The organism is Rhodococcus sp. JVH1, from assembly GCF_000280725.2.
Classification (GTDB): Bacteria; Actinomycetota; Actinomycetes; order Mycobacteriales; family Mycobacteriaceae; genus Rhodococcus_F; species Rhodococcus_F jostii_A.
In genome coordinates this window covers 5558480-5570974 of record NZ_CP166289.1, presented here as the reverse complement: position 1 = coordinate 5570974, position 12495 = coordinate 5558480, and the positions used below count along the sequence as shown (strand labels likewise).

The window sequence follows — 12495 nt, the reverse complement described above, 5'->3', positions numbered from 1 at the left end:
GCCCTAGCCGTGCCCCCGCGGATCGGGCATTCTCATCCCATGAGCCGCCTCGCCCGGACTCTCGATCCGACGAACACTCCGAGGTTCGGAAGATAATCATCGGCAAGGTCGTACTACGCAGTTACGCACTGCAATTCGAAGGAGAAAGCCCGTGCAGCGTACGGTGTTCAACGAAGATCACGACGCGTTCCGGAAGACGATCCGCGACTTCATCGCCAAGGAAGTCGCCCCCGTCCACCACGAGTGGGAGGGGGAAGGGCATCCCCCGCGCGACTTCTACCGTCGTCTCGGGGAGCTCGGCGTACTCGGGATCCAGGTGCCGGAGGAGTTCGGCGGCGGCGGTGAGAAGAGTTTCAAGTTCGCGGCGGTGGTCGGCGAGGAGACGGCGGCCGCCGGAGTCACGTTCGGCAGCTACTCCGTGCACACCAACCTGATCCTGCCGTACTTGCTCGCATACGCGAACGACGAGCAGAAGCAGCGGTGGCTCCCCGGATTCGCGTCGGGTGACATCATGTTCGCCATCGCGATGACCGAGCCGGGCACCGGTTCGGACCTCGCCAACATCGCGACGTCGGCCAGGCTGTCCGACGACGGGTCGCACTACGTCCTGAACGGCGCGAAGACGTTCATCACCGGTGGCGCGCTCGCCGACCGGATCCTCGTGGTGTGCCGCACCGCGCCCAGCACCCCCGAGGACCGCCGGGCCGGTCTGACCATCCTGGTCGTCGACACCACGTCCGAGGGTTTCGCGGTGGGTCGCAAGATCGAGAAGATCGGCCTGAAGGCCTCGGACACCGCCGAACTGTCCTTCACCGACGTCAAGGTGCCCGTGGCGGACCGCCTCGGCGACGAGGGTGCCGGTTTCAGCTACCTCACCCACAACCTCGCCCAGGAACGCCTCTCCATCGCGCTCGGCGGGTCGGCGACCGCGGCCGCGGCGCTGCAGCACGCGATCGCGTACGTGAAGGAGCGCAAGGTGTTCGGCAAGCCCGTCGCGGCATTCCAGAACACCAAGTTCGTGCTCGCCGAGTGCGCCACCGAGGTCGAGGCGATCCAGCTGATGGCCGACCGCGCCCTCGAACTGCACGACGCCGGCGAACTCACGGTCCCGGATGCCGCGAAGGCGAAGCTGTTCTGCACCGAGGCCGCGGGCCGGGTCATCGACAAGTGCCTGCAATTGCACGGCGGATACGGCTACATCCTCGAGTACCCCATCGCGCGGCTGTACGCGGACACCCGTGTCTCCCGCATCTACGGCGGCACGAGCGAGGTCATGAAGACGATCATCGCGAAGGATCTCGGCCTCTGACCCCGCACGCCAACAGTATGGGCGTACTGTTTCAGGCGAGGAGGACTACATGTGGGATCCGAACAAGTACCTCGCCTTCGCGGACCATCGCGGGCGCCCGTTCTACGAGTTGCTGTCGCGAGTCGACGCGCGGTCACCGCGCCGCGTCGTCGACCTCGGTTGCGGCCCGGGAAACCTGACCGTCAGCCTGGCCGAACGATGGCCGGACGCCGTCCTCGAGGCCTCCGACAGCTCACCCGAGATGGTCGAGGCCGCGCGTGAACGCGGCCTCGACGCCGGCAGGCAGGACGTGCGCGACTGGACGCCGAAGCCCGACACGGACGTCGTCGTCTCCAACGCCGCTCTGCAGTGGGTGCCTGAGCACCGGGAGTTGTTGCGTCGCTGGCCGACCCAACTGCCGGCGGGGGCGTGGATCGCGGTGCAGGTTCCCGGCAACTTCGACGCGCCGTCGCACACGATCGTCCGTGAGCTCGCCTCGAGCGAACGGTGGTCGCGATCGCTGCCGGACGTGCCGTTCCGCGCGAGCACGGTCGTCGACGATCCCGCCGACTACGCCGGGCTCCTCGCCGACGCCGGATGCGCCGTCGATGCCTGGGAGACCACGTACGTGCAGCGGCTGACCGGGGAGAACCCGGTTCTGGAGTGGATCACCGGCACCGCGCTCCGCCCGGTCAAGGACGCCCTCTCGGCGCCGGAGTGGGACCTGTTCCGCGAAGAACTCGTCCCGCTCCTCGACGAGGCGTACCCCCGGCGACCGGACGGCAGCACGTTCTTCCCGTTCCGGCGCATCTTCGTCGTCGCCCAGGTGCAGTGATCGACCGGCTGGAGTGATCGACCGGCTGGAGTGATCGACCGGCTCAGCCGTGGTGTCTCCGGTACGCCGCGGCCGCGCCGGGGTGCAGCGGCACCCCTGCGGTGACGATCAGCGACTGCCGGTCCAGGAACTGGCTGCCGGTCGCCTGATCCGGCACCAGTTCCGCCGCGTGGTCGATGAGCACCTCGACGAGGGCGCCGGCGGCGCTGTCCGAGACGGCGGGGTCGGCGAGCAGCAGGTTCGCGAGACCGATCGTCGCGACCGACGTCTGCTGTCCGTACGTGCCGGGCGGAATCAGCACCGGCTCGTAGCGGGGGCCGAACCGCTCCCGCAGCAATTCCAGTTCGGCGGACAGGTCGAGTAGACGCAGCGGGATCCCGAGATCCGCGAACGACGGGGTGGGCACTCCGCCTGCCCACAGAACCGCGTCGACGGTGCCGTCACGCAGCGCCTGCCCCGCATCGGTCATCGACAGGTGCAGACGCGTCACGGCTCCCGGACCCGCCAGACCGAGCACCTCGAGGATCCGTTCGCCCGTCAGTTCCGCACCGGAGCCTGTGGCACCCAGGCTGATTCGGGTGCCTCTCAGTTGCGAGGTGTCCGCGATCGCGGAATCGGCGCGCACCGCGAGTTGCATGTAGTTCTCGTACACCTTGCCGATGGCGGTGAACCCGGCGCCGGCCCCCAGAGCCGATACGGCGGCGTCGGCGAGACTCAGTGCCAGTTCCGCGTCTCCGGACGCCAGCGCCGCCAGATTGTCCATCGACCCCGCGGTGCGGACCGGGACGATGCTCACCGGCAGTGCGGCACGCTCCGCCGCCTGGGCCGTCAATTGGGCGAACTCCCAGAAGAATCCGCCCTCCTCACCGGCCGCGAGCCGCAGCGGATCGCGGCCGCTGTCCGAGCACGCGGCGAGCACCGAACCCGTGGCCGCGGTCGCCCCGGCGGCGACGACGCCGCGCAGAAGTGCACGTCGGGTGATCACGGCGCCACCGCCGGAAGTGTCAGCGTCACCCGCAGCCCGTGTGGCTGCTCCGCAGCGATCGTCAGCGCCCCACCGCCGCCCTCGACGAGCGCGGTCGCGATGGACAACCCGAGCCCGGTGCCCTGCTGCGCCGCCCCGGACCCGCGGAAGAAACGCGACGACAGTTTGCCGATCTCGTCCTCACCCGCCCCGGCCCCGTCGTCGCTCACCCGGATCTCGATTCCCGCGGCCGACCGTCCCGAGTCGATCCGGACCGTCGAACCTCGACCGGCGTACGCGTGCGCGTTGCTGAGCAGGACGTCCAGGACCTGCGCCAGGTGACTGGACCGGAAGTCGGCGACCAGCGGTTCGGCCGGTTCCCGGAGCACGAGGTCCATCCCCGATTCCGCGAGAGCCTCCGTCCAGGCGTCGGCACGGTCCGCGAGGACGGCACCGACGTCGCATCCGCCGTGCGCGGTCTCGTCGTCGGCGGAGTCCGCGGGCGATTCGGCGACGGCCAGCGCCAGCAGTCCGTCGAGGATCCCGCCGAGCCGATCGACCTCCATCCCCGTGCGGCGGTAGGTTTCGGCCCCGGTTTCGGAGACGTGTGGGCCGAGGGAGTCCAACCGGATGTGCAGGGCCGCGAGAGGGTTTCGGAGCTGATGGGCAGTGTCGGCGATCAGCTGCCGCTGCGCCTGACCGGACGCCTGGACTGCGCCCGACATGGTGTCGAACGCTTTCGCGAGTTCCTGGACCTCGGGTGGCCCGCTGTAGCTGCCGGACGGCCGACCGGTGCTGCGACGCACCCGCGGACGCGGCGACGGGACGGCGTCGGTGAGTGCGCCGACCCTGGCGGTGAGCGCCCCGAGCGGACGAACGGTCCACCGGGACAGCGCGATCGCGACCGCAGTGACCGCTGCCAGCGCAACGAGCGCCCCCGCGACGATCACCAGCCACGACGTCCGGATGGATTCCCGTGCGGCGCGGGTGGACACGTCCAGGACCACGGCACCGTCCACCTGCGCTCCGGTGCCGACGGGTACGGCCGACAGGACACGGTCCGCCGACCACGGTGTCAGCGAACCGCTGATCCCCTGCTTCTGGTTGCGCAGTCCCGCCGTGATCGCCGCGGCCACGTCGGCGTCGTCCGGCGACAGACCGGCGCCCGCGCGGAGGTTGCCTCGCGCGTCGACGATGAGGACGCCCTCGCCGTACAACTCGTGGTAGCGGGCCACCTCCTCGCGCAGCAGCGTGGTACTTCCCGGGGCCTGGGTCTGTCCGGCGAGGCTGGCGAAATGCGTCGCATCCGCCTCCCGGCTCAGCCGCAGAGCCTGTGTTCTCCCGGCGCTGGTGGCCAGCGCCAGCGGGACGGCGAAGGCCACCACCGCGACGGCCGCGAACACCAGCAGAACGGCGAGCACACGGCGGCGCACGTCAAGTGCCCCAGCGGTAGCCGTACCCGCGGATGGTCGAGATGAGCCCCGGCCGGCCCAGTTTCGCGCGCAACCCGGTCATGTGCACGTCGAGGGTGCGTGAGATCGCCACGTACGCGTCGCCCCACACCGCATCCATCAGTTGCTGGCGACTCACGGCGGCGCCGGGACGGGTGACGAGCACCTCGAGAAGCTCGAACTCCTTGGCTGTCAACGCCACCGGAGCTCCGCCGACCTCCACTTCGCGTGCCGCCAGATCGACCACCACATCACCTTCGGTGACCGTCTGCGCGGCCGAGGCCGCGGTCGCGCGGCGACGCTGGGTCACGACGTCGAGCCGCGCCAGCAATTCCGCGAGCCGCGCCGGCTTGACGAGGTAGTCGTCCGCCCCGCCCCGCAGTCCCCGCACCACCGACCGTTCGTCGTCGCGGGCGGTGAGGATCACCACCGGAACGTCGCTGACGGCCCGCAGCTGCCGGAGCACCTGCAGTCCGTCCGCGTCGGGGAGACCGAGGTCGAGGATCACCGCGTCCATACCGCGATGGCCGAGAAGGAGATCGGAACCGCGCCGCATGCGCACCGCCTCGTGGCCGTGGGTGGCCAGTGCTTCCACGAGTGCGTCGCCGACTCCGTCGTCGTCCTCGACCACCGCGATCTGCACTTCTCTTCCCTTCGATCAGCTCCGTGAGTCGACCAGTTCGACGTCGTCGTCCGGGGTGTCCTCCCGGCTGGTCGTCCGGTCGAGCGGCGAACCGTCCGACGTCTCACGCATGAAGAAGTAGACGACGAGCGAGATGGCGATACACCCGGTCACGTAGTAGAAGAATAGCGATTCGTGGCCGGCCCGCTTCAGGGCGAGGGCGACGGTCTCGACCGTTCCGCCGAAGATCGCCAGCGTGAGGGCGTACGGCAGCCCGACGCCGAGTGCGCGAACCTTCGTCGGGAACAGCTCGGTCTTCACGATCGCGTTCACCGACGTGTACCCGGTGACGACGATCAGTCCCAGCATCATCAGCGCGAAGGCCACCAGGGGGTTCGTCGTGGTCCCGAGCACCGTCATCAGGGGCACGGTGAGGACGGTTCCGCCGATCCCGAAGAAGATGAGCAGCTTCCGGCGACCGATGCGGTCGGACAGTGCGCCGCCGATCGGCTGCAACACGATGAACACCAGCAGGGCCGCGAAGTTGATCCACGCCACCGTGTCCTTGGAGATGCCGGACGTATTGATCATGTACTTCTGCATGTACGTGGTGTACGTGTAGAACGCCACGCAACCACCGAGCGTCAGGGCGCACACCAGCAGGCACTCGCGGGGGTACTGCAGCAGCATCCGGAGCGAACCTTCCTTCGGCCCACCGTCCGAAGTGTCTGCGTCACGCTTCGCCTCCACCTCGTCGGTGAACGCCTCAGACTCGTCCATCGTGCGACGGAGCCACATCACCGCGACGGCACCGGCCGCGCCGATCAGGAACGGAATCCGCCAGCCCCACGACTGCATGGCCTCCGCAGGCAGCGTCAGCTGCAGGATGATCTGCACACCCAGTGCAATCAGCTGTCCGGCGACGAGCGTGACGTACTGGAAGCTCGAGTAGAACCCGCGCCTGCCCGGCGACGCGACCTCGGCCAGGTACGTGGCGCTGGTGGCGTACTCGCCGCCGACCGACAGTCCCTGCAGCATCCGGGCGATCACCAGCAGGACCGGTGCCACGAGCCCGATGCTCGCGTAGGACGGCGTGACCGCGATGACGAGCGAACCCGCCGCCATCACGGTCACCGACAGGGTGAGCGCCGATCGGCGACCGCGGCGGTCGGCGTACCGTCCCATGATCCAGCCGCCGATCGGCCGCATGAGGAATCCGACCGCGAAAACGGCTGCCGTGGAAAGCAGCTGGGCGGTGGTGTCGCCTTCCGGGAAGAACTCCTTCGCGAAGTACACACTGAACGCCGCGTAGACGTACCAGTCGTACCATTCGATCAGGTTGCCGACCGAACCTTTCAAAACATTGCCGATGACTCGGCGCTCACCCGTCGATGTCGTGCTCACGCGGGACTCCTCTCGATGCCCTGGATCTCTGCGTTCACACCACAGTGGGTCACGTCACATCGATACGGAAGGGCCGCGGAGCCTTCCTAACACTCCCTTAGGGAAGAGCCCCGTGAGTACTTGTCAACCGCGGGCGGTTAACAAGTACTCACGGCTGGGGTGTCCTCGCCGAGCCGCGGCGGCGCGCTGCGGTAGCTCGCCGGGGTGGCGCTGAGCCGGATCGGATTCGCCACCTGACGCACGGGCCGGTCCCTGCGGGGATCGTCGATCTCGACCACCGGATTCAGCCCGAGGCGCTCGGCGAGCGCCACCGCGTCGGCGATGTCGTTGAGCGGACCGCACGGGACACCCTGTGCGGTCAGCTTCTCGAACCACTCGTCCGCCGAGCCCGCGGACAGCGCCGCGGTGATGTCCCGGACCAGTTGCTCGCGGTGCGCCACCCGTTGCGTGTTGGTCGCGTACCGCTCGTCGTCGGCGAGTTCGGGCACACCGAGAACCTCGACGAGAGAGGCGAACTGACGGTTGTTGCCCACCGCCAGCACCAGCGGCCGGTCGCCGGTCCGGAAGACCTCGTACGGCGCGATGCTGGGGTGCCGGTTGCCCATCGCCTGCGGGACGACACCGGCGCCCACGTACCCCGACGTCTGGTTCGCGAGGGCGGACAGCAGCGACGACAGCAGGTTCACCTCGACCCGCTGCCCCTCCCCGGTGCGATCGCGGTGGCGCAGCGCCGCCAGGATCCCGACCGCGGCGTGCAGTCCGGTGATGATGTCGACGACGGCCACCCCGACCTTCGTCGGAACGCCGGGTTCGGGACCGGTGATGCTCATCAACCCGCCGACGGCCTGGATGAGCAGGTCGTACCCGGGCAGGTTGTTCTCGCCGCCGAACCCGGTCACGGAGCAGTAGACGACGTCGGGATTGATCTCCCGCACGGCGTCGTAGCCGAGCCCGAGCCGGTCCATCGTGCCGGGAAGGAAGTTCTCCACCACCACGTCCGCCCGGGCGGCCAGTTCCCGCGCCTGCTGCAGGTCGGCGGGGTCGCGCAGATCCCAGGCGAAGGACCGCTTGTTGCGGTTGACGGACTGGAAGTAGGTGGATTCGTCGCCCACCCACGGCGGCCCCCACTGCCGGGTGTCGTCGCCGACGCCGGCGCGCTCGATCTTGACGACGTCGGCACCGAGGTCGGCGAGCAGCATCGTGGCGTACGGCCCGGCGAGCACCCGTCCGAAGTCGGCGATCAGCAGGCCGTCCAGGGATGCACTCCCGGCCGACTCGAGTGACCTGCTCACCGGAACGCTGCCTCGCCCGTCAGCGCCTTGCCGATCACGAGCTGGTGGACCTCGGACGTTCCCTCGTAGGTGAGCACGGACTCGAGGTTGTTGGCGTGACGGATCACGGGGTATTCCAGCGTGATTCCGTTGGCACCGAGGATGGTGCGGCACTCGCGGGCGATGGCGATGGCCTCGCGGACGTTGTTCAGCTTGCCCGTGCTGACCTGCTCGGGACGTGCCACGCCGCGATCCTTGAGACGTCCGAGGTGGTACGCCAGCAGGTGGCCCTTGCCGACCTCGAGGGCCATGTCGGCGATCTTGACCTGCGTGATCTGGTAGGCGGCGAGCGACTTGTCGAAGACCTGACGGTCCTGCGCGTAGGAGATGGCGGATTCCAAGCAGTCGCGGGCGGCGCCCATCGCACCGAAGATGATGCCGAACCGGGCCTCGTTGAGGCAGCCGAGCGGACCGGACAGTCCCTTGGCCTCCGGCAGCATCGCGGATTCGGGCAGCCTCACGTCCTCGAGCACGAGCTCCGAGGTGACGGACGCCCGCAGCGACATCTTGTGCTTGATCTCGGGCGCCGAGAAGCCGGGGGTGTCGGTGGGCACGACGAATCCGCGGATGCCGTCATCGGTGCGGGCCCACACGACCGCGACGTCGGCGACGGATCCGTTGGTGATCCACATCTTGGTGCCGTTGAGGATCCAGTCGTCACCGTCCCGCTTGGCGCCCGTGCGCATGCCTGCGGGGTTGGAGCCGAAGTCGGGCTCCGTCAGTCCGAAGCAGCCGATCGCCTTGCCGGCGGCCATGCGGGGCAGCCATTCCTGCTTCTGGTCTTCGCTGCCGTAGTGGTGGATCGCGTACATGGCCAGCGAACCCTGGACGGACACGAGGCTGCGGATTCCGGAGTCGACGGCCTCGAGTTCGAGGCAGGCCAGGCCGTAGGCGGTGGCGCTCGTGCCGGCACAGCCGTATCCCTCGAGGTGCATGCCGAGCACGCCGAGTTCGCCCAGTCCTTCCGCCAGCTCACGCACCGGCAGTGCCGCTGCTTCGAACCATTCGCCGATGTGGGGACGAATCTTCTCGTCCGAGAATCGGCGCACGGTGTCGCGGATCGCGATCTCCTCGGTGTCGAGCAGCGAGTCGAGGGCGAACAGCTGAGTCAGGGACTGCGGGTCGGACATTGTTCCTCCACGAGGCCGGTGGGGCTGGTGTGCAAACGTTCGCGAGAACGATTGCACGAACGATTTCGTCACGTAGACTAGGGCGCATTCCGGCGGCCGTCAACCACGACACCACCGGCCCCCGTCCCCGAGCGCGAGGATTGCCCGTGAACCAGCCGGACCGCCCGACACGCACCTCCGGGCGTCCGCCTACCCTCCGCGAGATCGCCGAACGCGCCGGCGTCCACGTGTCGACGGCATCCCGGGTGCTCCGCCAGCCCGAACCCGCCGACGGCTGGTCCGAGGCCGCGCTGCGAGTGCGCGAGGTGGCGGTGGAACTCGGCTACCAGCCCAACCTGTGGGCCGCGAGCCTGCGGACACGCAAGACCACCACCCTCGGCGTCGTCATGCCGCGACTCACCGACGGCGTGGTCGCCACGATGTTCCAGGGCATCGAGGAGACGGCCACGCAGGCCGGCTACTCGGTGCTGCTGTCGAGCCCACCCGACGACCTCGACGCCCAGCGCCGCGCCATCGAGTTCCTCGTCAGCAGGCAGGTGGACGGCCTGCTGCTCAGCAGCCTGCACAGTCCCGGCCGCGAATTCGTCGACTCACTGTCGGTGGGGGCTTTGCCGATGCTGCAGCTCAACCGGCACGCCGACGTCGGTCTGCCGTTCGTGTCGGGCGACGACCACCGGGGCGGCTACCTCGCCGGACGCCATCTCCTCGACCGCGGGTTCACCGAGCTCGCCGTCATCACAGGGCCCGACCATGCGAGCACCTCCCGCGACCGCCTCGCCGGATTCCGCGCCGCACTGGCCGAGAACGGCATCGAACTCCGCCCGGATCGCGTCGTCCGCTCCGACTTCGACGTGTCCGGCGGTGTCGCCGCGGCGACCGTTCTCCTCGAGTCGGATTCGCCTCCCGAGGCGATCTTCACCGTCAGCGACACCATCGCGATCGGCGTCCTCGGCGTCGCCCGGGACCTCGGACTGCGGATCCCCGACGACCTCGCACTCGTCGGGTACAACGACATTCCGGTGGTCGCCCAGCTTCCCGTGCCGCTGACGACCGTCCGGTCACCCGCGCGCCTGATCGGCGCGACGGGTGTGCGTCATCTCCTGTCGATCATCGCGGGCAACGACGTGGAATCGGTGAAGCTCCCGGTCGAGCTGATCGAGCGGGCGTCGACCGGAAAGTAGTCAGAGCGTCGCCCGCAGTTCCCGTTTGAGCAGTTTCCCGCTCTGGTTGCGGGGCAGTTCGTCCACGAACACCACCTGCTTGGGCACCTTGAACGGCGCGATGCGCTCCTTGACGTGGGCGATCAACCCGTCCGGTGTCACGCCGGCCGCGTCCTCCCGCAGCACCACCACGGCGGTGATCGCCTCGATCCACTTGTCGTCCGGCGTCCCGATGACCGCGACCTCGGCCACGTCCGGATGCGTGTAGACCGCGTCCTCGACCTCCCGCGACGCCACCAGGATGCCGCCGGTGTTGATGACGTCCTTGATGCGGTCGACGACGGTGATGTACCCCTCCGGGTCCCGCGTCACCAGATCACCCGAGTGGAACCACCCGTCGCGGAACGCCTCCGCGGTGGCGTCGGGATTGTCCCAGTACCCCAGGCACAGCTGGGGTGAGCGGTAGAGCACCTCACCGGGCGTGCCGTCCGGAACGTCGTTGCCGTCCGGGTCCACCACCCGCGTCTCGACGAAGAACACGGCCTTGCCACACGACGACGGCCGGTCCTCGTGTTCCTCCGGCTGCAGCACCGTGGCGAGCGGACCGATCTCGGACTGTCCGAAGCAGTTGTAGAAGCCGAGGTCGGGGTAGCGTTCGCGCAGCCTGTTCAGCACCGTCACGGGCATGATCGACGCGCCGTACTGCGCCTTCTTCAGCGACGACAGGTCGCGGGTCTCGAGATCCGGATGTCCGGCGAGCGGCACCCACACCGTCGGCGCCAGGAACAGCGAGCCGATGCGATCCGCCTCGATGCGCCGCAGGATCTCCGGGATGTCCGGGGTCTGCATCAGATTCACCGAGGCGCCCACCGACAGGTACGGCATCATGAAGACGTGCATGCCCGCTGAGTGGTACAGGGGCATGCAGATCAGCGGATTGTCGCCGTCGCTCAGTGCGAGGGCGATCACGGAAGACACGTACTCGTGCACGAGCCCGCCGTGAGTCATCATGGCGCCCTTCGGCTTCGACGTCGTCCCGGACGTGTACAGCAACTGTGCCAGGCCGGTGGCCGCGACCGGCTCCGCGAGCACGGGGACGTCGCCGGAGCCGCTGTGGGCGAGCAGCGAATCCTCGGCGTCGCGAAGGGGAACCACGTGGCGCAGATCGAGGGCGCCGCGGACCGAGTCGAGCGTGCCCGTCAGCGCCGGATCGACCAGCACGGCGGCGCTCCCGGACTGCGACACCAGATAGGTCAGCTCGTCGCCCTCGAGCGCATAGTTGACGGGCACGTGCACGAGACCCGCACGCGCGCAGGCCAGGAACCCGATCGTGTACGCGTCCGAGTTGGTGCCGTACGCGGCGACGCGCTCACCGGCCGACAGTCCGAGCGACCGCAGATAGGCGGCCGCCCGGCTCACCGCGTCGTCGAGTTCACGGTACGTCCACGCGCGGTCCTCGAAGGTCAGCGCCCTGCGGTCGGGGAACTTGGCGGCCGAGCGCCGCAGCACTCCGTCGACGGTGTCGGTACGCGCATCCAGACTCATGCAGGAAGGTTATAGGACGTCCAAGTACCTTGCCAGAGGTTTCGTGCTACCGCCCTGCAGGCACCAGCATCGGCGAATGCAAGTCGTAGTACGCCACGTCCCCCATCAACCGCCCCTCTTCCTCGAACAACGACCTCAGGTCGTCCGGGATCTCGACCTTCTCGTGCTCGCGGGCCTCCGATTCCGAGGTGAAGTACACCGCCTCGACATACCCGCCGTCGCCGTACGTGCACAACGTTCCACCGAGGATCTCCGGGCGCAGCTGATGAACCTGGGGTTCGGCCTGTTCCAGCAGCTCCCGCATCCGACTCGCGTCGGCGGTGTGCCCCTCCATGACCTGAACGAATGTCGCGTCGTCCGAGCCGCCACCCATCCACTCCATCACGTCCGGGCAGTCCATGAACGACACGGCTCCCTCGAAGCACCTCTCGGTTTCCGCCCACCACGCGCCCTGCTCCGGACGCTCGCTGTTACGCCGGGCGGCTTCGGCCGATTCGAACCGCGCGAGTGCGATGAACGTTCCGTCGTCGCACAATCCCTGGGTGCAGCCCAGGAAGCCGGTCGCTCCCGGGCGCACGTCCTCCGTCCAGCGGTCCATGCACCGGCGTAGGCCGGCCTCGTCGGACACCTTTCCTTGAATAACCTGGATGAACATCGATAGTCACCTCCCGCGGGACGGTCGCCCCGCAGTGAGAACGATCTCGGTGACCGACCCGTCGCGGTCCACCGTCAGCGGGCACCGACGGCCCGCGGCCGCAGCCACTG

At 68.7% G+C, this 12495-nt stretch carries 11 protein-coding genes; 3 read left to right on the top strand and 8 right to left on the bottom strand.

Annotation, left to right across the window (positions count from 1 at the left end; all coding sequences use genetic code 11):
* Window positions 1-151: 151 nt before the first annotated feature.
* Both JVH1_RS25800 and JVH1_RS25795 read left to right on the top strand, forming a co-directional pair.
* Complete coding sequence (locus JVH1_RS25800) at window positions 152-1309, top strand: acyl-CoA dehydrogenase family protein (protein WP_009474965.1); 1158 nt, start codon at window positions 152-154, stop codon at window positions 1307-1309.
* 49 nt (window positions 1310-1358) lie between these two features.
* Window positions 1359-2123, top strand: a complete 765-nt coding sequence (locus tag JVH1_RS25795; RefSeq protein WP_009474966.1) for a trans-aconitate 2-methyltransferase — start codon at window positions 1359-1361, stop codon at window positions 2121-2123.
* Window positions 2124-2166: 43 nt separating this feature from the next.
* Here the strand turns inward: JVH1_RS25795 and JVH1_RS25790 are convergent, their stop codons facing one another.
* From JVH1_RS25790 to JVH1_RS25765, 6 genes are all read right to left on the bottom strand, one after another.
* Window positions 2167-3108, bottom strand: a complete 942-nt coding sequence (locus JVH1_RS25790; protein ID WP_009474967.1) for a TAXI family TRAP transporter solute-binding subunit — start codon at window positions 3106-3108, stop codon at window positions 2167-2169.
* Window positions 3105-4520 (bottom strand): HAMP domain-containing sensor histidine kinase, encoded by a 1416-nt coding sequence (locus tag JVH1_RS25785; RefSeq protein ID WP_043778957.1) that lies wholly within the window; start codon window positions 4518-4520, stop codon window positions 3105-3107. Before JVH1_RS25785 ends, JVH1_RS25790 begins: the two co-directional genes overlap by 4 nt.
* A 1-nt stretch (window position 4521) precedes the next feature.
* On the bottom strand, window positions 4522-5181 hold the full coding sequence (locus tag JVH1_RS25780) for a response regulator transcription factor (protein ID WP_009474969.1): 660 nt from the start codon (window positions 5179-5181) through the stop codon (window positions 4522-4524).
* Between the two features lie 15 nt (window positions 5182-5196).
* Complete coding sequence (locus JVH1_RS25775; RefSeq protein WP_009474970.1) at window positions 5197-6564, bottom strand: MFS transporter; 1368 nt, start codon at window positions 6562-6564, stop codon at window positions 5197-5199.
* Window positions 6565-6701: 137 nt separating this feature from the next.
* On the bottom strand, window positions 6702-7856 hold the full coding sequence (locus JVH1_RS25770; protein WP_009474971.1) for a CaiB/BaiF CoA-transferase family protein: 1155 nt from the start codon (window positions 7854-7856) through the stop codon (window positions 6702-6704).
* Window positions 7853-9025, bottom strand: coding sequence for an acyl-CoA dehydrogenase family protein (locus JVH1_RS25765; RefSeq protein ID WP_009474972.1), 1173 nt, complete (start codon window positions 9023-9025; stop codon window positions 7853-7855). The genes JVH1_RS25770 and JVH1_RS25765 overlap by 4 nt, the downstream gene beginning before the upstream one ends.
* Before the next feature lie 146 nt (window positions 9026-9171).
* Here JVH1_RS25765 and JVH1_RS25760 point away from each other — a divergent pair, with 146 nt between their 5' ends.
* Window positions 9172-10206 (top strand): LacI family DNA-binding transcriptional regulator, encoded by a 1035-nt coding sequence (locus tag JVH1_RS25760; protein ID WP_009474973.1) that lies wholly within the window; start codon window positions 9172-9174, stop codon window positions 10204-10206.
* On the opposite strand, the gene JVH1_RS25755 is transcribed toward JVH1_RS25760, so the two are convergent.
* Both JVH1_RS25755 and JVH1_RS25750 read right to left on the bottom strand, forming a co-directional pair.
* Window positions 10207-11730 (bottom strand): acyl-CoA synthetase, encoded by a 1524-nt coding sequence (locus JVH1_RS25755; RefSeq protein ID WP_009474974.1) that lies wholly within the window; start codon window positions 11728-11730, stop codon window positions 10207-10209.
* A gap of 46 nt (window positions 11731-11776) precedes the next feature.
* Window positions 11777-12385, bottom strand: coding sequence for a hypothetical protein (locus tag JVH1_RS25750; protein ID WP_009474975.1), 609 nt, complete (start codon window positions 12383-12385; stop codon window positions 11777-11779).
* Window positions 12386-12495 lie beyond the last annotated feature (110 nt).

Coding starts and splice junctions, on each gene's coding strand:
- JVH1_RS25795 (WP_009474966.1), top strand. CDS start 1,359: ATGTGGGATCCGAACAAGTACCTCGCCTTCGCGGACCATCGCGGGCGC.
- JVH1_RS25765 (WP_009474972.1), bottom strand. CDS start 9,025: ATGTCCGACCCGCAGTCCCTGACTCAGCTGTTCGCCCTCGACTCGCTG.
- JVH1_RS25755 (WP_009474974.1), bottom strand. CDS start 11,730: ATGAGTCTGGATGCGCGTACCGACACCGTCGACGGAGTGCTGCGGCGC.
- JVH1_RS25750 (WP_009474975.1), bottom strand. CDS start 12,385: ATGTTCATCCAGGTTATTCAAGGAAAGGTGTCCGACGAGGCCGGCCTA.